Genomic DNA, 25,267 nt, shown 5'->3' on the forward strand with positions numbered 1-25,267 from the left:
TACTGCTATCAAAGCATTAATACTGTCTTGGCCGTCTTTTTATTCCGAAGCTTTCTACCCTCCCGTTTTCATCAAATTCTACTCTCATAAGCTGTCTTTCAAGATCACCAGGGAGATGTTCTTTTTTTGCTTCACATTTTGCTCTTAAGAAAACTTCCAGACAAAGTGCCATAACTTTTGCAGCTACAAACAAAAATAATAATAATAAAAATACAACTGCAAACAACTCAAAAATTGACAACTCCATTTTTTTCTCCTTTGTGTTTTATAAAATGGCATTTATATGTATAATCATAATATTTTTCAAATCAATATTTTATATAAAAATCAAATATTTTTGAAAATACTTGGTTTTTGATTATTTAGATATCAGTATTGGTAGTTTTTCAAGATAAAGGCAATCATATCAAAGCTATTCATATAAATAAAATTAGCTTATAAACAAAAGAATGTATACAAAAAAATCTTTATATTTCAATAGTTATTGTAAACATACAATAGCAAAGTAGAAATGTCAGTAATATTCCAAAAATAAAATTGTCAGTTTTAATATATAAATTAATATTTTAAAATTGACTTTTTATTTATTGTGCTTATAAAAACAAAAATTTTAATTTTAATTTTTCTAAATGAAAAATTTTTTAAAACCGGGAAACATAAATTTGCAACCACAAAATTGAGCTATTAATAGATTTATACAAGCAACTTCACTTGCTGCTTTTTTAGCATTAACTTGATGTGATTGATCATCAACTAGTAGTGATGATCCCCAAAAAATAACTGGAAAATTGCAAACAAGTGGCAATGCTGGTGATGCAACTTTAGTTTTTGAATCAGTTGGATGACAAAGAATTGGATATTCTACAGAAACGGATCGTAGATGAGAGTTTGAAATTAATGTTGATGAGCTAAGAGATGAGGTAGATACTTTCTATTCTTGAAATATTAATTACAAAGATATAATTGTTAGGGCAAGGATTGGTGAAAACAATTTAATTGGAAATGTTAGAGGAAATCCTACAGCTTCAATTACCTTGGATAGTGTGTGAGACGAATTAAATATAAACACAGCAACAAGTGTTCATGCAGATCTGATAAGGCATGGTTATGAAAATTTTGCTTTTGAGCCACATTTATTAAATAGGTCAGAAAGAGAAACAGTAAGAGAAACAGTGTCCCAAAGACTTTCCACAACCTTGTATGAAGATGAATATATGGAAAAAGATATGGATGATTTTACTCAGCAAGATGTATACGAATACAATCAGGATAGACACGAAATAGTCAGTGACTTTGATTATATTGTACAGTATTTATTGGATGAACAATACAGATTAGAATCAGATGAAGTAAGTTATAATTTTAGAGAACAAATAAATTTAGCAAGATTTTCTCTGAAAGAAAGTTCTTGAAACAAATGGTTAGAAATTACACCACATTTTGAATGAAGTCAGATTTATTATAGAATTAATGATACTTATAAACTTTTAGAAAACTATATTTGAGATCAAGAACTCAACAAAGTTATGGATTGAGAAGTTATTGAAGTGATTGAAGTTAATGAAGACAATGTATCATCTACTCGTACCTATATATACTATGACAATTGAAATTTCTTTGTTGAACACAGATGGTTTAGAGAAAAATTATAATTATTTATTACAATATTAATTGTAAGAAAAGGTAGCGTTGTTAAAAAATTATCAGTAATAGAACTTTTCAATAACTTCATAAGGAGTTTTATTATCTAGTCATTTATGTGGCTTTACAGTGTTATATCGATTTACAAATCTTTTTAAAGACATTTTTCTATGTTCTGATGACTTAAAAACTTCCTTACTGTGCCACATATCGATTAATGTTCTTATAACCCTCTCTGCTTTTCAATTTGTTCTTGGTGTTCTAACTTTTGTAAATTTTTGCTTTATTCAGCTTTTTACACACTCTTTAACAAATTCATGTTTATCATTTCATTTGTACTCAACTCAATTATCTGAGTACACACACTCAATAGTGTAAGGACATTCATCTATTACCTGTCTAAGAAACATAGACGAAGATACTTGTGTCTTATCTTGCATTATAGCTACATAAAGTTCTCTAGAATAGTCGTCTATTCATACAAATAAGTATTCAGACTTTTTGTTTGCTGCTCATCTTATAAGAGGTAGTTTTTTTGTGTCAAAATGCATCATTTCTCAAGGGTAGTTTTTATTGTATCTTCTAGCTTCTTTGTTTTTCTTTTCTATTATCTTAGATTCTATTTTAGCTAATCTAAGTAATCATCGCCTAATGTTTCTAAATCTATTATTGATAGAATTTCTTGGTAAAAACTCTTGAGTTCTTGCTCTCTTTATTATCTTGTATATGGTAGGCAATGATACATTGAACTTAATATGTAAATCCTTAGGCTTCATTCATCTTTTATAGTATTCCCAGACCTCTTTTCTCTGGAGTGGTGTTAGTCTTGTATTTTTATGTATATTCATTACATAGTTTGTTATCAAATAAATAGTATTTTGTATACACATTATTTTTAACAACGCTATATAATCTTACAGGTAAGTTCTTTTTGATACTTTTGTATGCTTTAATAGTTCTCTCGTGTCTATAATTATTATTCTCATTTTTCTCAAAAAGCCATTCTTTATTTCTTCTGTGCCAATCTTTTAATCGTATATATAGGATTTCTTCGCTCCATTTTCATATATCATCTGCTATTTCTTTTAATTCTCTGTTAGCTTCTATCCTAGGTTTATTTGTAAGATACCTTCTTATTATTCATTTTTGATGAGTTAGACACATTTGTGTTGGAATATCTCAGAATCCTCATAGCAATCATCTTCTTCAGTCACAAACTATTCAAATAATATTTCGTCACTTATCTTGAAGATATTTTATTCATTTTTTATACATATAATTTGTTTCATAATCTACTTTGTACCAAAGTAGATTTTTTCATTCTCAAGTTGCAGGAAATCGTGCTCTAAATATCATATATCAATACTTAGTTCAAAAATAAGTTGTATCTATAAGAATTATAACTGTACAAGGTTTTATAAAATTACAATAGTTTTTTTAAAAGGTGCAGCATCAATAATTCTTTGAACACTTCTTATAGATAGATCTAAAGTTTGTGACATTTGACGATATTTTAGGTCATCTCTAACAAAATTTTCAAAAATTTCCTCAGAATTTAAATTTTTTTTATTTTTATAATTTCCATGTTCAAATACATATCAACAATATTTACACAAAAATCTTTGCACACCTGATCTTTTTCAATTTTTAACTATTCATTTTCTATTACATTTATTACATAATTTTTTCATTATAATAAAAATTAAGGGCTAAAAACAGTTCTATACTACTAAAACCCTTAATTTTATCAACACATTTGTTTAATTATCCCTTATTTTATTATATTTTTAAAGTGAAATATCTACGTTTCTGAGTATCCGAAGTTTTTTGCCGGATTTCTCAGTATTTATATTTATTTTAGCACTTTCGTTTATTAATTGGAAGACATTCAGATATGCACATTCAGGCAAAAATTTGGGTGGAACAAAATGGACAGTCCTTTTAAAATTAATTGAGTCCATTTTGCGGAACCGGATACTCAGTGTTATACTTGCTGTTTTTTAAAAATTCCTTCCTTATTTTTCATTTGTCTATGAACTTTTTTTACAAATTGTTAAAATTTTTGATTTTTCGTTTTTTCAGAAAAAAGCTTATCTATGTATGCTACAAAAGCTGGCAAATTTTCTGAAACTATTTTTACGGTTGGTTCACCACCTGCGTTTATATTTTGAAGAACAAATGAAATCATATCTTTGAATTGAAAAGGCGAATTTTCTTTGCACCATTGAGTAGCTTGTTTTTTTGATATTGGTTTTCCATTATTCTCAAGAGCATAAATTACTCTGCATAATTGAGTTACTATAAACACCTGACTCCATAGATCATTGTTTTGCCATTTAGGAATATTTTGCTTGAGATTCTCAAACTTATCAATAAGTGCTTCAAATAAAGAATCTTCGTTGATTTCAGGAATAAAAGAATCAGGTGTTTTTCCGTACAAAACAATTCCACATGATCTTATATTTTCCCAATCCATAATAGCTCCGTCCATATTCGCCTTTTCCTTTAATTTATTTCCAGCAAAACGAGTGGTTTCTGTATCATTGCTAATATTAGTGGTAATATTTTCTAATGTTATAAAGTCCATTTCTAAACGACTAATCCACTTGTTTGATTTCATTTGTTTTGTTTGATACCAATTTGTTAGCTTTTGTATCTCTTCCTCATTAAGTTTTCTTTTTATTATTGCTGCAACATCAACATCGCTTCTTTTAGGGTCAAAAGCGTTATATGATATTGAACCATAAACATAAATACCAACGAGAATATCGGGGAGTATTTCTGGAAGCTCTTTTTTTATTGTTTTGAAAAAACCTTTCAGACTTTCAGGTAATTTCTCAAATGTTTCGAATTTAATGTTTTGTTCCACGATCATAGTTTGTTAGTGTTAGAAAAATAAAAAATTTTATTCCTTACTTGTGAAGTCCAATGACATTGTAAACATAAGTGGACCCTTTTTCAAGACCAGTTTATGCATTTATTTAAGGTAGTGACATTTTATTTGTATTAAACATTATAAATAAATGGTGCTCTATTGACAGTGGTATTAAATATATTGATGTCTTTAGATAATCAATATATTTCTCGTGGAGTTTTATAATTTAATGCCGAATGAAGTCTTTCTTGATTATATTTATCAATATATTCTTGCAAACAATTATATGCTTCTAATGGAGTTCTATAATCATATATATATACTTCTTCTTGTTTTATAGTCCTAAAAGTTCTCTCTACTATAATGTTGTCTATCCATCTTCATTTTCAATCCATGCTTATTTTTATTCCATTTTCTTTTAGTTTGTTTGTATATCTTACACTTGTAAATTGACTTCATTGATCAGAATTAACTATCTCTGGATGTTCATATAATGCAAGTGCTCTATTTAGTGCACTTATACAAAATTCTGACTCTAGTGTTAATGATAATTCCCAAGATAGTATTGCTCTACTATACCAATCAATTATTACTACCAAATAAACCCATCAATGTTTTAAACGGATATATGTTATATCTGTTGCCCATACTTGATTTGGTCTTGTGATTTCTAGGTTTCTTAATAAGTATGGATATTTTTCATTTTCTTTATTAGGTATACTTGTTTTTTTTCAAGGGTATATAGCTGTTAGTCACATTTCTGCCATAAGACTACTGACTTTCTTTCTTCAAACATTAAATCACTCTCTTTTTAGTTGGTGTTTAATTCTTCTACTTCAGTAATATGGATGTTCTGTGTATATTTCATCAATTCTATCCATAATTTGTTTTTCTTTATCTGACACCTGTTTTTCATGATATAAGCTCGATTTAGATATTCATAATAATTCAGATTGTTTATTAATAGATATTTCTTTGTTATCCTTTTCTATTAATTTAATTTTTTCAGAATATGTTAGGTAATTCTCCAATTTTTTTTTCCAGCCACTCTTTTTCCATAGTGACTTTTCATAATTTTGAATATAAATGTTCAATTAGCTTTTCATTTTCTTTATCCTTATTGTTTTTTTCTCTCTTGTCGTCAAATATACTTTCAGCATTTTCTATAAATTGTTGTTTCCATCTGTTTTGTTGATTAGGATGGACTCAATATTCGCTGGTTATTTGAGATTGAGTTTTATGACCATGTATAAGTTCAGTAATGACTTGTAGTTTAAATTTGGAACTGTACTTATTTCTCTTATTTCCCATAATATTGATTTGTTATAAATTAAATCTCTCTAGACAATATTTAATTTATAATATTTTCTTATGCCTAATTTTCAACAATTTTGTTAACTATCCACCTTAAATACTGGTCCAGAGATTGGGTCCATTATAGTTTTTTTCTAATTTTTCTATAAATTCATCAGGTATTATTTCTAATATCTGTTTTACATTAATTCCTTCCATATTTAAATATATTTTATTATTTTAAATGCTATACTTATAGCTTTTTTTATAATAAAATCAATGTTTCGGACAAGACTAGGGTGACCCTCCTCAACTTTGTTACAATCTTTGGGAGGGTCTTTCTATTTTTTAGAGCTTTACAAATATTTTTTTGTATAATTTTAAAAAAATGTGGAAGCTTTTGTTTTGAGCTATCCACATTTTAAAATTATGTTAATATTAGGATTTTAATTGTATTAGAGGAGTTTTTTCTAATTATAAAATAAAGAGTTCCTTGTTTGAGTATAGTTATTTGTTGTATCTTTATTTTTTTAGAGCCTGTTTACAGTATAAATAAATATAAAAATACAGAATTTTAAGTAGACTCTTATTAATAATTTTTTGTTTTCTAGTGTTGTGAATAGTTTTTAATATAAGTTATTAAATTTTATTAAAACTTATTGATTTCATAAATTTACTATATCTTCCCAGCTATCTTCATAATTAAACTCATCTGTGGCATTTATTGTAACATCAAAGCTACCATCTTCTCAGCTTGGTTTTGAAAACTTGTATTCTCATTGAACTGTTTTTTCATTAGGTTCTTTTTCTTTTATAATATTGTCTCAAAATAACATCTCCATATTTTTAATTTCAAATGGACTTTCAATATCATAATGTATAACTATTTCTTCATCATTTATTTCTACTTGTCAGTTAACTTCTATTGTTCAAATTTCTTGTATTTTCTCTCTTTCTTCACAATACTGAGAAGGTTCTTCTAGTAAAACAGTTCTTCAAAGATTTTGTGAAAACTGTTCGGTTCATTCTTCTTCCCATCGTTTATTTATATCTTTGAAGTCTCTTTGGTTTGGTAGTACTGATTCTGGTGATATTATGTAAGCAGTTTCTATATCAGATTCAGGAGTATATTCGTGTATTTGTCAGTTACATAGTCAATCTACTTGAATTGACTGTATACTAGTATCTTCTTCTTCTGGCATATTTCTGATGTTTCATCTTGTATTTGATATTAATGTTGTTGGTGTATCAGAACTGGCTTTTTTTCAAGTAATTTTAGATATAGATGTGCTTCTACTACCTGCTTCTTGGAAGTCTTCATCACTTATTTTTTCTTCTTCAAGTAATGTTTCAAAAAACTTTCTCCAAGCTCATGCATTTATCCGTCATCCAAAAGTTCAAGGATCCATTGCTTCTCCTCTTGTATTTCAAGCCCAGAACACAGATACACGGGATGGAGTATAAGATGCAAACCATCAATCTCTTGGTAGTATTTCTCAGTCCTTTCTAATATTTGAAGTTCATGTCTTTGTTCAAAGAGTTAAACCTGACATATAGAAATTATTTCTCCAGGCTGGTGGCATGTTTTCTGCTGTAGATAGTATATCATTAGTTAAGTATGCTGCTCATGCACTAATCACTCTTTCTTGAGTTTGTGTACTTTTTCTATAAAGTAATGATCAGTTTGGAGATCTAATTTCTTTTATTGGATTAATCTCTCATGGCTGTCATCAACTACTAAGATGTGCATATGCATTGGCCAAATCTATCATTCTTGTTTCTCATCATCATATTACAAGTGGATATCAATAATCTCTATCTTCATCAAATGTAGTAAATCAAAGTCATTCAAATAATTCTAGAATTCATGACTGTTCTCATAATGCAAAAAACATTTGTATAGCAGGGATGTTTCTACTATGAGCTAAAGCTTCTTTTATAGGTATTAATCATTGAAAATTTCAATCAGAGTTTTGAGGTTCATTTGAACCAATTTCCATAGGTATGTCGTATACTGGTGTATCTGGAGTAAATGGATGTTCATCAAAACTATGTGCATACACAAATGGTTTTAGGGCTGATCAAGGTTGCCTGTTAGATTTTACTATATCTACATTTCAATCAATTTCTTCATTCCAGTAATCTTTGCTTCCAACATATGCTAAAATATCTCAATTTTCAGAATCCATATATATCATAGATGAGTTATTTCATCACATGTCTTCTACAGCCTCCATGTTTTCTTTGATACTTTCTTTTGCTATTAATTGTTTTTTATAGTCAAGGGTGGTTTTAACATTTAGTCATCCTTTTAAAAGTGTTTCTGCTCAAAACTCTTCTTGGAGTCTTTGAATAACCAAAAAAACAAAATGAGGAGCTTTTATGTCAACAGAACTTTTGTTAAAATCATAATCCAATCATTTTATAAGACTTTCTATTGCTTCTTCTTGAGTTATATATCAATCATCATACATTCTCATAAGGACTATATCAGTTCTTCACATATTATATCTAATATTGTATGTTTGATTATCAATTGTAGTTTCAAATCTTAATAATTCCCTTATTTGATTTGCTGCATCTCTTGTATCTTGAATAAGCTTATCATCAAAATTTTCAAGCTTGTTAGATATTTCATTTATTATACTATCTTTTAACTCAGGAGTTTTATCAATAATTTCATTGTTTTTTTCTACTTGGATTTCTCCCATTAATACATTTGTATTATTGTATGGGTTTACAGCTCATGGTGATCTTGGAAGGCTTGCAAGTATTGCTCATTGTATAATATCTAGGTCTTTTGCAGACTTCCCAAAATAAGTTTGAGATGCTGCTTCTATTCAATATGCATTGTTTCAATAAAATATATAGTTGGTGTAAAGTTCTAGTATTCTTTGTTTTACTTTTTTATCAAGCTCTTCTTCTGATAATCATTGATAAGATTCTTGAATACTACTTTTTAAATAATCATTTAGTTGGACAGCCAAAACTATTTCTTGAAGCTTTCTTTCAATAGTTCTATCATCAGTTAGTAATACATTCTTAATTAATTGTTGGGTAAGAGTAGAACCTCACTGTAGATCTTGTCATAAGTGTGTAATATCATGAATTGCAGCTCTTATAATCCCAGTTATATCTATTCAAGGATTTGTCCAAAAGTGCTGATCCTCAGCAGACACAAGAGCATTTATTGCATGTTCTGATATTTCATCAAATTCTATATATTCTCTATTTTCTTCAAAAAGCTCATACAATATTTCTCAATTTCTATCTGTAATTGTTGTTGTTTGAGAAAAGGAAATATCTTCCATTTCTTCTAGTTCTGGCAGTTGAGTCCAAATATTATTATAAAACCAAAAACCTGATATTACTCAAGGTATCAATATTACTACAACAGAAAATAACAATAAAAATTTTGTTTTTCAAAAAATGCTTTTATTTTTTTTAGTTTTAGCATTTTTTGTTATCTTTTTTTTATTGCTAATTCTTGTTTTTTTAAAATTATTTTTTTTGTTGAAAATCATGTTTGAAGGAGTTTAAAATTAGTAGTAAATATATCAGGTTATTTTTTCATCATCCATAGGAATTCGTCTTTGTGTAACTATAAATCTTCCTTGATAGTTCATGTCACTTATTAAAATTTGATTGTTTCAATAATCAATTTCTTCAACAATTCAAACATGTCAATATGCTCTCCAATATCATGCTCAATATCTTATAACTACTATTGCTCATTCTCTTGGAGATTGTCAAACTTCATATCCTGCATTGCTAGCATTTGTATACCGATCTCTTGCATTTCATCACCATGGCCTATCTCCTTCAAAAAGCTCATCTGCAACATACCATGTACAGTGACCAGGATAAAATCAATTATTTACCTGAGGATTGTGGTACCAGCTTGAAACAACTTCTCAATCCCTTGAAGTTGGTTCTTGCCACTGTGTTTCTTGTTCTGATGGAGCAGGCGTAATCACTTCTTCATCGTCTTCTATTAGTCAAACCTCTTCTGCTTTATCTTTTGATATTGGTATAAATATCTCCATTCAGCTTGATAGTTGGGTATCTTCATCTGAAAAGTAATTTATAGACATTAATGAATCAATTTCTAGTCAATAATCACTAGAAAAATCTTTTAAATTTTTTTCATTTTCAATTTCATAAATAATACCTTCTTCCTGAGATATAGTTAATTTTTGTCAAGGTTGTATTGTATCATTATCTAACTCATTAACATTTTTTATGTTATCTGATGTGGTTCAAAACCTTGAAGCTATAGAAGATAAATTATCTCACTCTTGAACAATATATGTAAACCTATCAGAAAAACCCTCTATTATAATATTACTTAGAGGTATAAGTTGATTATTATTGTTGTCTTGAATATTAATGTTTAATGCACTTACTCAGTGGTTTCTTTGTTGAGTTTCGTAATTTTCAGCAAATATTACAAAATATGTTAGTACTAGCAAGCTTAATGTTGATATGCTAATATTCAATAAGTTTTTTTTATGTCTTTTTTTAATATACATAATTAGATTATTTATTAAATGGCGGAGAGGGTGGGATTCGAACCCACGGTCCCCGTAAGGGGACGCCGGTTTTCAAGACCGGTGCTTTCGACCGCTCAGCCACCTCTCCAAATTGCCATTAGTTTCCATATTAATATTTTTTAGTTGAATTTCAAGAGAAAGTTTTTATATTTAATTAAATTTTTATAATTAAATTTAAATTTATGTGATCTGAATATAATTTACAAACTTGATTGAATAATCCTATTCTTAGAGAAAAATCAGTTTCTATAAAAGAAATAGATGCTGATATTTTGAGTTTTGCAGATGTTTTAAAGGATATGATGTATAAATATGATTGAATGTGACTTGCTGCTCCTCAGATTTGAGTTAATAAAAGAATTATTATTGTGACTTTTTGGGATGAGTCTTTTGGAGATTTAAGGTTTATTGATGAAAAAATTATGATCAATCCTGAAATTAAAAAATTTTCATCTGAAACATATTTAGATGTAGAGTGATGTTTGTCTTTGCCTGGAGTAGAAAAGCAAGTTGAAAGAAGTTTTCGTGTCCAAGTTGAGTATAAAAACCTAAATTGAAAAACAAAAAAGGAAAAGCTTTCTTGAATAAATGCTAGGATAGTTCAGCATGAGATAGATCATCTTGATTGAATATTGTTTTTAGATAAAGCCTTGGATTCTGGACCAAGTATTGGTGATTTTATAAGATAAGAATTCTTGAGTTGTTATGGTAAGTATTTATATAGATGAAGCATGAAGATGACCATTGGCTTGACCAATTTGTTTGTGAATAATTCTGGAATTAAATAATAATTATGATAATGTTTGATTTGCTGATTCAAAAAAAATTTCTGAAAAAAAAAGAGAAATATTTTTTGAAAAAATAGAAGAATTAAAAAATAGTTGATTTTTGTTTTTTAATTATAAATTTGTTCATAATAATTTTATAGATAAATATTGAGTTTCTGCTTCTATGAAAAAACTTTTAGTTTCTTGAATTAAAGGTATTTTGAAACAATCATCATTTTCTATGTCACAAGTAAACTATATTTATTTTGATTGAAATACTGATTTTGGAGCTTCAAAAGAATTATGAATAAAGATCAATACTATAAAATCCTGAGATAGTAAAGTAGTTCAAATATGAATGGCAAGCATAGTTGCAAAGGTTGTTAGAGATTTGTATATGAAGAAAATAGATAGTTTATATCCAGATTATCAACTATGAAAAAATAAATGATATTGAACATTGTATCATAGAAATATAATAAAAGAAAAGTGACCAACCATATATCATAGAAAGACTTTTTTAAAAAATTTAATATAAAAAATCACCAGACGATCTGGTGATTTATATTTTCATAATTTCATCTGATTTGTTTTTTGTTATTTCGTCTACTTTTTGATTGAATTCTTTCATTGTTTTATCAATTTCTTCTTCTTTTAAGTTTTTTTCATTTTCTGATATTTCTTCTTGTTGGTATTGTGTTTTGATGTCTTTTAAAGTATCATGTCTTATATTTCTCAAAGATATTTTTGTGTTTTCTCAGAGCTTGTTTACATATTTTACAAGCTCTTTTCTTCTTTCTTGTGTTAGTGGAGGAATATTTATAATAATTCAGTCTCATTGATTTATTGGAGTTAGTCAAAGTCAGCTGTTGTATATTGCTTTTTCTATGTCAGAAACAATGCTTTTGTCCCAAGGTTGTATTTTGATTGATTGTGCATCCAATATTGTAGTATTTCATAGTTGATTTATTTTCTGTGTCATTCACCATGATGATACAAATACATCTATTCAATCTACAAGAGATGTTGAAGCTCTTCATAGTTGTAAAGATGCTAGTTCGTTTTCAAGATGTTTAATTGATTTGTTCATTTGTTTTTTCATATTGTCTGAGTCCATAAGTTTAGTTTAACAAGTAAATTATTAATATATATTTTTAATATTTTGTCAACTTATTTGCAAATTGTAATATAATAAGAATCAGATAAATAATAATTTTTTAGCGTATTTAATATTATAATAATCTAACTAAAAAAAACAATATTAAAATTTGCAAAAATTTAAAAATTATTTATTATTATGTTTGTGAGTGAAAGAAAACAAAAAATTTAGATGTTTAAATAAATATTAATAATGAATATGATAAGAAATATATTGGTTTTATTGTCGGTAATTATGATAGTTTTGTCTAATTCTTTTGTATATGCAGAAGATGCTGATGACACTGCATGAGAAGAGGAACAATTAGATGAAGCAAGTATGGATGATGACTGGGGTGATTTTGATGATTGGGATGATGATTTTGATGATTGGGATGATGATTTTGAGGATATGGACGATGATTTTGAGGATGATATGGACGATGATTTTGAGGATGATATGGATGAGGATGTAGAACAAGAAGGTTGGGGTTTTAGTAGTGATGATGAAAAAGAGGAAGTAGAAGTTGAAAAAAACGAAGCAACTTTTGAAATACCAACTGTAGTAGATTGACATGGTGATAGAGTTCAAAGTTATATAATAGAATATAGCACAGAAGATATACATGATGATGAAATCTACAATGAGATAGATGTTGCAGATATTGAAGATGATGAAGTAACCTGAAAAGATGGAGACAGTTTTGAGTATACATTTGAAGATCTTGCAGAATGAGAAGAATATTTTGTTATTGTTACTCCAACAGTAGATTGAAATGACTCTGAAAATATTTTGAAATTTACTTTTGAAACAGATGAAGAAGAGGTTCATGAAGCTGCTACAGTTCAAATTCAGGATGTTGATTATGAAGTTGTAGATTGAGAAGTTAGAGTAACATGGTCGCCTTCTGATGATGCGGAAAAAGTTAGAGTAGACTTAAGACATGAGGATGATACTGATTTTGAAGAAGTTGACTATGCAAATATGGATTACTGAGAATTTACTATAGTGCCTACAAGAGGAGGTGATTATACTGTTAGACTTACACCAGTTAATGAGGTTGACTGAGAATATGAGTCTGCTTGAGATGAATATGAGTTTGATGTAACATGAGTTGAAACAGATGAAGCCCAAGTTGAATGAGAAGCTGAAGTTTGACCTGCTACAAATATAATAATAGCATTAATTTTAATGACATTTATAGGTTATGTTTTGTATAGATACAATTATCTTAGAAACTAATCTATGTAAAAAAGATTACTTTAATAGCCAAAGCTTTTATGCTTTGGCTTTTTTTATTGATTTTTTTTAAAATATGGATATTTTGATAAAGTTATTTAATTTTTTGATTTAATTTCTATGAAAAAAAGATTTTTTATTTTATTTTGTTTTTTGTTGGTAATATATATAATTTTTGTGATTTTTTGAAGACATATTGAAACAATACTTACTTTCCCTTGAATGTATATATCTTCAGATTCCAACAATATCCAATCCTTTAAAAAAATATATGATATAAAAGAAGTTACATTTGATTCATATGAAGACAATACTTGAAGTTGAATTTTTATTAACAACGATGAAGATTATACTATTTTGTTTTATCTTCCAAACTGAGTTAATATTTCAAATTTCATATCTGATATAGCTTGGTTTTGAAATCAATGATACAATGTAGCAGCTATGGATTATCCATGATACTGAAAAAGCCAGTGATGGCCATCAGAAGAGAACGTTTATAAGTCTACTCAAAATTTTTATAATTACCTAATTAATGATAAGAATATTTCTTCTGAAAATATTATTGTATGAGGTTATAGCATAGGTTCTGCTCCAGCAATTAATATAGCTGAAAAAAATGAAGTTAAATCACTTTTTTTAATTTCTCCTTTTAATTCTAGGAACGGTATGTCTGAGTTTATATATTGAATTCCTATCCAAAAATATTTGTTTTTAGAAGATTCTTTCAAAAACTACAAAAAAATACAAAAAGTTACTGTGCCAACTTTAATTATGCATTGAAAACAGGACAAAGTGGTGCCTTGGGAGATGTGAAAAGAAATACTTGAAAACTCATGAGCTGACAATAAAAAATTTTTGCTTTTAGAGGAATATGATCACAATACAATGTTTTTTGCTTTGGAAGATGTTTTTGACAAGTATATAAATGATTTTATTTTGCACGAAGATAAAGAAGATGAGTTTGTGGTTTATTAAAATTTTTCCTTGAAAACAAACTCAAAAAAAAGTACTATAAAATATTATATATTTATATCAAAAAACTTTTTTATGTTCAAACTTGAATCCAATTATTCACCTACTTGAGATCAGCCAGAGGCAATACAAAAAATTGTGGAGTGATTTGAAAATGGTTTAAAGGTGTCAACTCTTCTTTGAGCTACTTGAACTTGAAAAACATTTACAATGGCTAATGTGATAAACCAAATTAAAAGACCCACCTTGATTATGTCTCACAATAAAACCTTGGCAGCTCAATTGGCCACTGAATTTAAATATTTTTTTCCAAATAATGCTGTGCATTACTTTGTATCTTATTTTGATTATTATCAACCTGAAAGTTATCTGCCACAACAAGATATGTATATAGAAAAAGAAAGTACTATAAACAAAGAAATAGAAATGTATAGACTTTCTGCTATGGCATCTTTGTTGTCCAGAGAAGATATTATAATAGTAAGTTCAGTTTCTTCTTTGTATGGTCTTTGATCAAAGGATGTTTTTGAAAAAAATAGTATAAAATTCCAAGTTGGTGAAAGTTATGATTTTTCTTGGTTGAAAAAACAATTACTAAATATGCAATACCATCCTGTTCAGTCAAAAATAGAGCCTTGAATGTTTGATTTTAGGGGAGAGATTTTGGATGTTTTTTCCAGTATTGAAAATACTCTTTATAGACTTATTTTTGACGAGGAAAAATTAGAAATGATTCAGATAAAAGATAGTAATACTTTTGAGGAGAAGTGAACTTTAAATAATTTTACCTTGCGACCTGCGTCTCAATTTTTGCAAGATATGGATGGTTTGGAATATATACTTAAAGATATCCAAGAAGAAATGGAACAAAGAGTAGAATATTTCAAAAAAGAATGAAAAGAACTTGAAGCCAATAGGATACAAAAAAGAACAATGTATGACATAAAAATGATTAAACAAACATGATTTACAAATTGAATTGAAAATTATTCCAGATATTTTGATTGAAGACAACCCTGACAGCCTCCAAGTACTATTTTTGATTATTTTCCTGATGATTTTTTGTTTATAGTAGATGAATCTCATCAAAGTATACCCCAGTTGCAGGCTATGCCAAAAGCTGATAATTCTAGGAAAAAAACTTTGGTTGAGCATTGATTTAGACTGCCTTCGGCAATTGATCATAGGCCTTTGAATTTTGAAGAGTTGGAGAATATGCTTTCTTGGAAATCCAATGATGTCAGTTCTATCCAAAAAGAAAGGGTAAAATCTGCTGCTAAAACTATGTTTGTTTCAGCTACTCCAGCAGATTATGAAATTAATGTTTCTGATAATTTTGCAGAACAAATTATAAGACCTACTTGATTGCTTGATCCTGTTTGTTATGTGTATCCAAAAGATTGAGATTATCAGTACTTATTGAAAACGTATGAAAAGCTTATAAAAACAAAACCTCATCTAAAAAAGTATTTTGAAAGCTATAGAAAGGATGTAAATATAAAGGATATAATAATTGATGATTTTAATTGATAAATAGATGATATGGATATTTTTTTCGAGTCTGACTATATTACAAAACATGTTAAAAAAACTGATTCAAATATATATAAAAAAGATATAAATAATTTTTTTGAGTATTATTTGCAAACAAACATAAAAGATACAAAGTGAAATAATACTTTTTTAATCAATGAAAATAGATTTTATTTTTATTCTTTTCCAGTTTTTCATAAATCAGATACAAAGTTTACTATAAATGATCTGAATAATATAATAGAAGAAAAAAAATTACAAATAAAAAAGCAGTTTGCAACTCCTGGATATTTGCTTTTTTATAATATTGAGTATACTTATGTTGATTGATTGCCAGCTGATTATATAATATGAGAAAAATGAGATATATTTTTTTACTTAAATTTGTATTATCTGAATATTGAAACTTCCAATATATTTAGAATATTTGCTGGAAATAATTTTTCTGAAAGATCTGATATAAAAATATTCCCATCAAGCTTTTTTACAGTTAATTATCTAAAAAATAATATAAATAAATCTTCTTTTGCAATTTTGTATATTAACGAGGATACTGTTAAAATTATATATATAAAAAATTGATTTTATGATAAGATTGAGAGTATGAAATTTTGAATTTCTTCTTTGAGATCTATTTTTGAAGAAAATAATTTAGTTGATTTGTATAAAACTTCTTGGAATTGAGATGATATACCTTGATATAGTTATGATTTGTTGATAAAAAACTTTAATTTTTATAATGATTTGTTGATAAAACGATTCAATGAAGTAGTATGAAAAAATATTGATGTTGTGCTTATCTCAAGTCTTTTGAATAACAAGATTTACATGGAAAGCTTGCTTGAAAAACAATGAGAAAAACTATGATGATATATACTTCCTTTCAGGACTTATTCAAACTTTGATTTATTTTGACAAAACTGGGATGTTGGAGAAATAGATATTTTAACATATCTAAATAGTATTTAAAATTAGATTTTAATCTTTCATACTATTTCTTAATTTAAAATCAAGGTCTCAGGCTGTAAAAATTATAGTAATTCGATCTTTAGGCAAGGAAAAAATGTTTACATAAACCTTTTCAAAATTTTCTGTGTAATTTGAATTCAATTTTTTTGCAAAAAAACTTCAAAGTTTTTGTTTATTATCAATTCAGTTGAATTTTTGATGCTTATCAGATAATCTCTTAATATCTTCTCTGGCTGTATAAATATCATAAATAATAAGATTATCTACTTTTTTAAGTGATTTCAAAAATTTATTAAAAAACTCAAAAACTCTACGAGCTTGATGGGGTTGAAATATGCAGTTTATTTTTTTGTTTGGATATTTCTTTTTCAAAGCATCTAAAACGGCATTAATTTCAGTAGGATGATGTCAATAATCTGAAAAAATTAAGCTTTGATTTTTGTTTTCTCAAATTAGTTCGCATCTTCTCCATAGTCACTTGAATTTTGATATGTTTTGTTTTATGTTGCTTGCTTGTGATGGGAAAATATGTTTTAAAATGTTGTATACTATAATTGAGTTTTGCCTATTGTGATCCCCAAAAATATAATCAAGCGGGATGTTTGTGTGATTTTTAAGTAGGATTTTTTCAGGATGTTTTTGCTTTAATTGTTTTAGCTCTTTTATGTTGCGAAGTCATATGCACTTAAATCTTGTTTTTTTTACAAAATCAGAAAAAGATTTTATATAAGTTTCAAGATTTTTGTATACATCACTGTGGTCAAGTTCTATATTAGTGATAGCAGAGTAGTCTGTGTCTAAATATAAAAAATGTTGGTTGAATTCATCTGCTTCCACTATCATATATAGCTTTTTTATGTTTTGAGGTTTCAGATTTGATTTTTTCCTGCTAATTATATGATTAAATATTTCTCATATCTCAGGTTGTCTGTTTTTGTTTATAAGAAAATTTTTGTTGTCAAATTCTCCAACAAGTGCTCCTAAAATTCCCATTCAAAACTTATCTGATACTTTGCTAATAGTATTTATACATAATGCTGTTGTAGTGCTTTTTCAGTGTGTTCAAGCTATACTTATAGTTTTCATATATTTTGATAGCTCTCACACAAATTGAAAATAACTAAAATTCGTATGATATTTTTTTAGTTTTTTTTCTTTTAGCTTATTGGATTGTATTACTTCAGGTGAATTTATAGCTGCATCAGAGTATATTACTATGTCTTCTGGTTTGACTTGATAATTTCAATGTCATATTATTGTCTTGATGTCGTTTTTCTTGAGTAGTTTAGTTATTTGACTTTCTTGGTTGTCTATGCAAACTATATTTTGGTATCATAATTGTTTCAATATCAAGGCAACACCTGAAATTCAGGTTCATCAAGCTCAAACTAGCACTATATTCATTTATTTGATTTAGATTTAAATATGCTAGTTTATTATTAAGAAATTGGTAAGTAAAAATCAACCTCAAATTATTGCAGATCATATAAATACATAAACAAAATTTTTTCTTAATTTTTTTACTGTTTCTTCGTCTTCAGGTTTTACTAATAAAAGATATGATTGGTATATTATTATAATAAGTATTATAAAAGCAACAAAAGAAAGTCACCAGTTTATAATGTTTGTTATGAATTCAATGTTTCTGTCAGCAAGAATTCAGGTTCATATATCTCATAAATTTCAGGTGTTTCTTTGTTCAGTATGAGTTCAGTATATTATTCTAACAATTTCTGATGATGAAATTATCATAAGTATTCAGATAATATTTCGTACCACAATTGTTTTTGCGCTCTTACCTACTTCTTCTTGATTGGTTGTTAGTAGTTTAAAAGCATTTATTAGTAATACTATAAAGAGTATTCAAACAACAAGATAAGCAAATATTTGGAAAAAAGGAAATACAATATTACTGTATATAGATTCAGCAAGACTAATTCATTCAGTTTCTAATCAAGATCATGTTTCTCATACTAGACTATGTGTGATATATGTGGCTGAGGTCATCACAATAATTCATACTGTTCACCAAATTATATAATTTGCTCATCTTGTTTTATCTTCGTCGCTTTCTGTAAACATAACTTTGTAAAATCAAATAATTGCTATTACTAGTCATATCATAATCATAATAGGCATAAAAATATTTGAGGCTAGGTTCACAATAAATGCTTGTAATCAATCAGCTCATCTTTCTGCAGGTCAGGCGTCCAGACGATCTCTTATATTGTCAATAGACGTTCATAGATCAGTACAAAATCTTCAGTCACAATCTGAAGCTCATATTTGTGCTTCATCTCAAAAACTTAGTCCTATAAATGAATTTATAATTATTAATATGGCTATTATTTTTTTTAGCATTTTTTTGTTTTTATTTTAAATATTTTATAAATTTTACCTAAAATAAATTATTTGTCAAATTCAAATATATTATTTGAGGAAGTTTATAGTTTTCTTACCTATTATTACTACTTCATGTATTATTGGAATGTATGGCAATTTTTGTAAATATAGTGAGATTATATACCTAAATAAAATAATTAAAAATGCTATAATTATAATATTTCAATATATGCTTAATTGTATAAAGGAAAAAATACTGTTTGATAATAAAAATAGAATTATTCAAAGAATAGCATATTCTATAAAAATTTCTTTTTGATCAGATATTGCTGATTTGTTGGTAGTATATTCTATGTTTTTTAAGTTGGAATACTCATTTTTTGATTGTTGTATATATTCGTCAATACTATTTATAGAATATTTTCATCAAGACTTAACTTTTTCTACTATAAAAACTATAGGTCATTTTATATATCCATATACTTCTTCTGGATTTTTGTCAAATATTTTGTCTGCTTTTTCTTTGTATTTGTCCGGTATAAAATCTATTCAAGCTATAATGCTTACTAATCTAACAATTCAAATTATTAAAAGTAAAAATGCTATGCTAATATTAAATGTAATTAAAACTATTAAAGCCCATAAATGCCGAAAAAGGATGCTTTCTTTTATCCATCGATACTGATTAATTTTGGGTTCATTGTACCAAAGATAGATATTGTATATAGGAATATAATAAAATGCTATATCTATATTTCAGGGAGTTATTTTTTTGTATTTTAGATTTATATCTCATTGAAGTACTGTTTTTTCTGAGAATATCATAAAAACTCACAAGATAATAAGTATTACTCAAAAAATTGCTAACAAGTTTGATATTGTACTCATAAATGTAGGAAGTATATTGCTTGTGAGGCTAACTATTCAAATAATTACTGCAAGTGCTATTGTGCTGAGAATTATAAATCAAAACTTAATATATCATTTTATAAAATTTTTATCTTCTTGAGTTAATTCATAATCTTCTGATTTTATCATAAAGTATACAACTCGAGGGAAAAACATTATACATGCAAGTGATAGTATATGTTTATTTTGTATTTGAAAATCTTTTTTTGAGTTCATATTTTTAATTAATTATTAAATTACTTTACATTTGTTTCTATAAAATCTTTTTCATAAGGTGAAGGGAGTATTTTCATTGCTATATGTTGGTTTCATGCAAAAAACAATCATTCTCATATATTTGCTGAAACAAGTTTTTGTTTTTCAGCTTCTGATAATCAATATATTACATCTAAAGATTTTATTGATGATGTAGACTGCTTAAGAAGTAAATTTACTGCTGCATTTGCTACTATTGGCTTTCAGTAATTGCTTTTAACAAAATCTTCTACATCTTGTGTTATTGTCGTTACTCACAGTCAATATTTTCTTGCTCTTTTTATCAGTCAAAACAGAAAGTTTGCAGACATATCATGCTGCATCATTATCCAAGCCTCATCTACTACAAGCATTCTCTTTCTTTTTTGGGATCTTACTCTTGTCCATATAAAATTTAAAACATTAAACATAGCAGGAGTTTTTAGGCTTTCATCAAGGTCTCTAATACTAAAAACTGTTAAACCACTGTCTAGGTCTACATTAGTATAATTGTTGAATAGTTTTGCAAATGTTCATGTCACATACTTACTTAATTTTGTAGCTATTCTATCTCATCACTCCATTCATTCTAATATGTTTAACAAGTCTTCCATTAAAGGTGGAGTTTTTCAATTCATATTTTCATCTTCAAATGTAATGTCTTTAATGTTATATGTTGATTGTAGTGCTTTATCAAGTAGAGCTTCTTCTTCTACGCTAAGTCATCAAAGTAGTACTCATATAAGTCATATAAGACTCATTATTTGACTTCTAAGAAGGTCTCATTTTCAATATTCTATATCTTCAATTTTAGGAGGCATATCAAAAGGATTAATATTTTGTCATGAGTTTACTGCGATATTTACATATGTTCATCAAACTTTTTCAATAAGGCTTTTGTATTCGTTTTCTGGGTCTATTACTATAATATCTATTCATAAAATTAAATATCTTAGTATTTCAAGTTTAACGGTAAAAGATTTACCAGCTCAAGATGTAGCTAATACTACGCTGTTTGCATTTGGAAGCTTGTTGGAAAACCTATCAAAAACTACAAGTCATCATGTATGTAAGTTAATTCAATAGAGTATTCATGTGTTCTCAATAAGATCACTGGAAATAAAAGGAAAAGATCAAGCAAGAGATGTCGTAACCATGCTCCTGGATATTCAAAGGTCATCTACTCATAAAGGTACTGTAGAGTTGAATCATTCATCCATTCTTTGTGTGGCAGGCTTCATTTTGATTCAAACTCATCAAACTTGTTGTTCAAACTTTTTACATTCTTCTTTTAACTTGTCAGAATCATTGTGATATATTGTGCTATAAAATGATGTTTGAAAAAACCTTTCTTCTCTTGTAGCAAGTTTTTGTCTTATTGATTCTACATCTTTGTACTCAAGTTCCGTTTCTGAATCTATAGTAATTCATTTGTTGTAGGCTTCTGATAATTCTGCCTTTAGTTGTGTAGCCCTTCTTTTTAGCATAGCTTGCATTGCTGCATCATCAGAAGGATATATAAACCATGATATATCCCATTTGTTATGGAAAGATAAAAGGTCTCTTGTTCGTAAAAAATCCATGTATGAAGGGTATCAGCTTGCAAAATAGGTTTTACAGAACACATCAGAAACTTTTGTTTCAGTTCATTTAACCTCCCAATAACTTGGAGCTATATGGGTTTTTTGGTCTTGAAACATAGAAACATACTCATTTTCTATTTTGTTTATATAGTTTCTTAATTTTGGTGTTAATAACTTATCTGAATATTCTTCATCTGGTAAATTTATTAGATATTTTATTTGTTCTTCTAATGATTTGTCTTTTAGTGGAGATTCTTCTTTCTTTTCTCCTTTTTTCTTAGAGTTTTTAGAACTAGGTGCAGATGGAAATAATAGTTCAAACATTTTGTCAAAAAATCATTTTTTTTCTTCTTTTTTTTGTTTTTTAGTTTTGTTGACAACTTGTTTTGAGGTAAATTTTATTTCTCATCATTTTTCTACTAAGTCTTGATAGTCTGTATCATATACAACATCTTTTACTTTTTCTTCCATAAAAATAATTAACTTTATAAAAGTTTTACAAATATAATAATTATTTTAATAATTTTTTCAAATAAAAAAACTTGAAATAAACATACAAATCAGTATATTAATGGATGCTAGTTAATTTATTGTTATTTGAATTAAATTATGAGTTTGACTTTTCAACAATTAAATCAAATTTGTGACTTATGTAGTATAAGCATAGATGAGAGTGAAAAAAATAAGTTCGTTTGACAAATTGATGAGATAATAGATTTTGTTTCTAAGTTGCAGGAGGTGGATATTGATTCGGTAGATCCACTTTTTCATCCGTTAGAAGATACTTATATGGATACAGCGTCTGAGCAAGTTGACTCATCTTTGAAGGATTGTTTTGTTGAAAATGTTGAACATTCAGTTAGGGAAAATGCCGTGGTTATCAAATCTGCAATAAAATAAATATATATGCTTTTATTTGTGTGGAGCTTTATAATGCCTCCATATTATTTAGTTTTTAATTTTTAATAAATATTAATGTCAACAGCGAAAAAAGTAAGTTTAGATAATGTTAGAAATATTGGTATTGTAGCACATATTGATGCTGGTAAAACAACTACCACAGAAAGAATACTTTACTATACATGAAGAAAACATAAAATCTGAGAAACTCATGAATGAGCATCAGACATGGACTGGATGGAGCAGGAAAAAGAAAGATGAATTACAATTACTTCAGCTGCTACTACGTGTTTTTGGGATGAAAATCAAATTAATATTATTGATACTCCTTGACACGTTGATTTTACAGTGGAGGTAGAAAGAGCATTGAGAGTTTTGGACTGAGGAGTTGCTGTGTTTGATGCAAGTCAATGAGTAGAGCCTCAGTCAGAAACAGTTTGGAGACAAGCAGACAGATATCATGTTCCAAGAATAGCTTTTGTAAACAAAATGGATAAAATGTGAGCTGATTTTTTTATGTCTTTGGATTCTATAAAAGAAAAGCTTACTGATAAATGAGTTGCATTGCAATTACCTTGGTGACAGGCAACAGAATTCAAAGGTGTGATAAACCTTGTTGAAATGAAAGCTTATACATTTGAATGAAATTATTGAATGGAAACTGTAGAGCATGAAATTCCAGATGAACTAAAAGATCAAGCAGAAGAGTATAGAGAAATAATGTTGGATAAATTATCTGTTTTTGATGATGAATTAGCAGAAAAATATCTTGAATGAGAGGAAATATCTCAAGACTTGATAAAAAAAGCTATTAGAGCGTGAGTAATACAAAATGAGCTATATCCAGTTTTATGTGGGTCTGCTTTGAAAAATGCATGAGTACAATTCGTTCTAGATGGAGTATCTGACTTTCTTCCATCTCCAGAAGATGTGGGTGCAGTAAAATGAGTTAATCCTGATACTGGTGATGAAGATGAAAGAAATCCTTCAGAAAAAGAAGCAACTTCTGCATTGGCATTTAAGATAGTGAATGATCCATATGTTGGTACATTAACTTATGCAAGAGTTTACTCTGGTGTAATAAAATCTGGAGATACTTTGTATAATCCAGTGACAGATAAAAAAGAAAGAATTTGAAGACTTTTATTGATGCATGCAGATAAAAGAGAAGAAGTAACTGAAATTACAGCTGGACATATTTGTGCTTTTCTTTGATTAAAAGAAACAAAAACATGAAATACTCTTTGTGATCAAAAAAAACCAATCCTATTGGAACAAATGGAATTCCCTGATCCAGTAATAAGTATGTCTATAGAGCCAGCTTCTAAGAAAGATCAAGAAAAAATGTGAATGGCATTAGGAAAGATTTCAAATGAGGATCCATCATTTAAATTTCATACAGATGAAGAAAGTGGTCAGACAATTATTGCTTGAATGTGAGAATTGCACCTTGATATTATAGTTGATAGATTAAAAAGAGAATATAAGGTAGAAGCTAACACTTGAAAACCTCAAGTAGCTTATAGAGAGACAATTCAGGAAACAGCAAAATGAGAAGGAAAATTTGTTAAACAAACATGAGGTAGATGACAATACTGACATGTTCATCTAAGAATAGAACCATTTGAAGATGAAGAAAAAACTTACGAGTTTCAGGATGAGATAGTTTGAGGAGTTATTCCAAAAGATTTCATTTGAGCTGTAGATAAATGAGTAAAAGAAACTATGCAAAAGTGAATTCTTGCATGATATCAAATAATAAATGTAAAGGCAGCAGTATTTGATGGTTCATACCATGAGGTTGATAGTTCAGAAGTAGCATTTAAGGTTGCTTCTTATAAAGCTTTCAAAGATGCATACTACAAGGCTAATCCAATAATAATGGAGCCAATAATGGATGTAGAAGTAACAACTCCAGAAGAATATATGGGTGATGTTATGTGAGACTTAAGTTCAAGAAGATGAAGAGTGGAGTGACAAGATCAAAGATGACATGCTGTTGCAATTAAAGCTAGAGTTCCATTGGCAGAAATGTTTGGGTATGCTACTTCTCTTAGATCTTTTACACAGGGTAGAGCAAATTATGTGATGAAGTTTGCAGGATATGAAAAAGTTCCAGATGTAATACAAAAGCAACTTATAGAAGAAAGAAGTGGTAAAGTTTCTGGCTTGGATGAAGATGAGGAGTAATAGTTATTTCTTGATAGATTGTATATACTATTTATACAAAAAAGGATAGTAACTTAGTTTACTATCCTTTTTTATTAATGTAAATTTTAAATTATTATTTAAATTATTATTTAAATTATTATTTA

At 27.7% G+C, this 25,267-nt stretch carries 21 protein-coding genes, 1 tRNA gene and 1 pseudogene; 9 read left to right on the top strand and 14 right to left on the bottom strand.

Going from position 1 to position 25,267, the window contains the following annotated elements; genetic code table 25:
- Positions 1-16: 16 nt before the first annotated feature.
- Positions 17-247, bottom strand: a complete 231-nt coding sequence (locus HLG78_RS02960; protein WP_231176130.1) for a hypothetical protein — start codon at positions 245-247, stop codon at positions 17-19.
- Positions 248-629: 382 nt separating this feature from the next.
- Between HLG78_RS02960 and HLG78_RS02965 the strand changes: the two genes are divergently transcribed.
- A complete protein-coding gene (locus HLG78_RS02965; protein ID WP_231176131.1) occupies positions 630-1,652 on the top strand; it encodes a hypothetical protein in 1,023 nt (340 codons plus the stop codon).
- Positions 1,653-1,700: 48 nt separating this feature from the next.
- On the opposite strand, the gene HLG78_RS02970 is transcribed toward HLG78_RS02965, so the two are convergent.
- The 8 genes and pseudogenes from HLG78_RS02970 to HLG78_RS03005 all read right to left on the bottom strand — a co-directional run bounded on the left by HLG78_RS02970 (position 1,701) and on the right by HLG78_RS03005 (position 10,450).
- Positions 1,701-2,489: an integrase core domain-containing protein gene (locus tag HLG78_RS02970; protein WP_231176132.1), complete on the bottom strand. Its 789-nt coding sequence runs from the start codon at positions 2,487-2,489 to the stop codon at positions 1,701-1,703.
- A complete protein-coding gene (locus HLG78_RS02975; RefSeq protein WP_231176133.1) occupies positions 2,476-2,997 on the bottom strand; it encodes a hypothetical protein in 522 nt (173 codons plus the stop codon). The genes HLG78_RS02970 and HLG78_RS02975 overlap by 14 nt, the downstream gene beginning before the upstream one ends.
- 59 nt (positions 2,998-3,056) lie before the next feature.
- Positions 3,057-3,332: a transposase-like zinc-binding domain-containing protein gene (locus HLG78_RS02980; RefSeq protein WP_231176134.1), complete on the bottom strand. Its 276-nt coding sequence runs from the start codon at positions 3,330-3,332 to the stop codon at positions 3,057-3,059.
- Positions 3,333-3,694: 362 nt separating this feature from the next.
- Positions 3,695-4,516: a nucleotidyltransferase domain-containing protein gene (locus tag HLG78_RS02985; RefSeq protein ID WP_231176135.1), complete on the bottom strand. Its 822-nt coding sequence runs from the start codon at positions 4,514-4,516 to the stop codon at positions 3,695-3,697.
- 200 nt (positions 4,517-4,716) lie between these two features.
- Positions 4,717-5,827: pseudogene (locus tag HLG78_RS02990) on the bottom strand (IS3 family transposase); the annotation flags it as partial.
- A 638-nt stretch (positions 5,828-6,465) separates the two neighbouring features.
- On the bottom strand, positions 6,466-9,216 hold the full coding sequence (locus HLG78_RS02995) for a transglycosylase domain-containing protein (RefSeq protein WP_231176136.1): 2,751 nt from the start codon (positions 9,214-9,216) through the stop codon (positions 6,466-6,468).
- Positions 9,217-9,351: 135 nt separating this feature from the next.
- A complete protein-coding gene (locus tag HLG78_RS03000; RefSeq protein ID WP_231176137.1) occupies positions 9,352-10,341 on the bottom strand; it encodes a LysM peptidoglycan-binding domain-containing protein in 990 nt (329 codons plus the stop codon).
- A gap of 19 nt (positions 10,342-10,360) precedes the next feature.
- Positions 10,361-10,450 (bottom strand) — tRNA-Ser (locus tag HLG78_RS03005).
- 94 nt (positions 10,451-10,544) lie between these two features.
- Between HLG78_RS03005 and def the strand changes: the two genes are divergently transcribed.
- Positions 10,545-11,051 carry a peptide deformylase gene (gene def, locus HLG78_RS03010; RefSeq protein WP_231176138.1) on the top strand — a complete coding sequence of 169 codons (507 nt, stop codon included), beginning with the start codon at positions 10,545-10,547 and terminating at the stop codon, positions 11,049-11,051.
- Between the two features lie 16 nt (positions 11,052-11,067).
- Entirely contained in the window at positions 11,068-11,667 is a 600-nt protein-coding gene (locus HLG78_RS03015) for a ribonuclease HII (protein WP_231176139.1), read from the top strand.
- A gap of 24 nt (positions 11,668-11,691) precedes the next feature.
- On the opposite strand, the gene frr is transcribed toward HLG78_RS03015, so the two are convergent.
- Positions 11,692-12,246: a ribosome recycling factor gene (gene frr, locus HLG78_RS03020; RefSeq protein ID WP_231176140.1), complete on the bottom strand. Its 555-nt coding sequence runs from the start codon at positions 12,244-12,246 to the stop codon at positions 11,692-11,694.
- A gap of 234 nt (positions 12,247-12,480) precedes the next feature.
- Here frr and HLG78_RS03025 point away from each other — a divergent pair, with 234 nt between their 5' ends.
- The 4 genes from HLG78_RS03025 to HLG78_RS03040 all read left to right on the top strand — a co-directional run bounded on the left by HLG78_RS03025 (position 12,481) and on the right by HLG78_RS03040 (position 16,983).
- Complete coding sequence (locus tag HLG78_RS03025) at positions 12,481-13,509, top strand: fibronectin type III domain-containing protein (protein WP_231176141.1); 1,029 nt, start codon at positions 12,481-12,483, stop codon at positions 13,507-13,509.
- Between the two features lie 117 nt (positions 13,510-13,626).
- Complete coding sequence (locus HLG78_RS03030; RefSeq protein ID WP_231176142.1) at positions 13,627-14,484, top strand: alpha/beta hydrolase; 858 nt, start codon at positions 13,627-13,629, stop codon at positions 14,482-14,484.
- A 72-nt stretch (positions 14,485-14,556) separates the two neighbouring features.
- Complete coding sequence (locus tag HLG78_RS03035) at positions 14,557-16,014, top strand: DEAD/DEAH box helicase family protein (RefSeq protein WP_231176143.1); 1,458 nt, start codon at positions 14,557-14,559, stop codon at positions 16,012-16,014.
- A gap of 9 nt (positions 16,015-16,023) precedes the next feature.
- Positions 16,024-16,983, top strand: coding sequence for a hypothetical protein (locus tag HLG78_RS03040; RefSeq protein ID WP_231176144.1), 960 nt, complete (start codon positions 16,024-16,026; stop codon positions 16,981-16,983).
- 9 nt (positions 16,984-16,992) lie between these two features.
- Here the strand turns inward: HLG78_RS03040 and HLG78_RS03045 are convergent, their stop codons facing one another.
- From HLG78_RS03045 to HLG78_RS03060, 4 genes are all read right to left on the bottom strand, one after another.
- Positions 16,993-18,387, bottom strand: coding sequence for a glutamate ligase domain-containing protein (locus HLG78_RS03045; RefSeq protein ID WP_231176145.1), 1,395 nt, complete (start codon positions 18,385-18,387; stop codon positions 16,993-16,995).
- Positions 18,388-18,411: 24 nt separating this feature from the next.
- Positions 18,412-19,344, bottom strand: a complete 933-nt coding sequence (locus HLG78_RS03050) for a hypothetical protein (protein ID WP_231176146.1) — start codon at positions 19,342-19,344, stop codon at positions 18,412-18,414.
- A 69-nt stretch (positions 19,345-19,413) separates the two neighbouring features.
- A complete protein-coding gene (locus HLG78_RS03055) occupies positions 19,414-20,451 on the bottom strand; it encodes a hypothetical protein (RefSeq protein ID WP_231176147.1) in 1,038 nt (345 codons plus the stop codon).
- A 20-nt stretch (positions 20,452-20,471) separates the two neighbouring features.
- Positions 20,472-22,523, bottom strand: a complete 2,052-nt coding sequence (locus HLG78_RS03060; RefSeq protein ID WP_231176148.1) for a VirB4-like conjugal transfer ATPase, CD1110 family — start codon at positions 22,521-22,523, stop codon at positions 20,472-20,474.
- Between the two features lie 138 nt (positions 22,524-22,661).
- Here HLG78_RS03060 and HLG78_RS03065 point away from each other — a divergent pair, with 138 nt between their 5' ends.
- Positions 22,662-22,952, top strand: coding sequence for an Asp-tRNA(Asn)/Glu-tRNA(Gln) amidotransferase subunit GatC (locus HLG78_RS03065; RefSeq protein ID WP_231176149.1), 291 nt, complete (start codon positions 22,662-22,664; stop codon positions 22,950-22,952).
- 75 nt (positions 22,953-23,027) lie between these two features.
- Positions 23,028-25,142, top strand: coding sequence for an elongation factor G (gene fusA, locus HLG78_RS03070; protein ID WP_231176150.1), 2,115 nt, complete (start codon positions 23,028-23,030; stop codon positions 25,140-25,142).
- Positions 25,143-25,267: the final 125 nt, after the last annotated feature.

It is taken from the genome of Candidatus Absconditicoccus praedator (genome assembly GCF_021057185.1).
In the GTDB taxonomy this organism is placed as follows: domain Bacteria; phylum Patescibacteriota; class Gracilibacteria; order Absconditabacterales; family Absconditicoccaceae; genus Absconditicoccus; species Absconditicoccus praedator.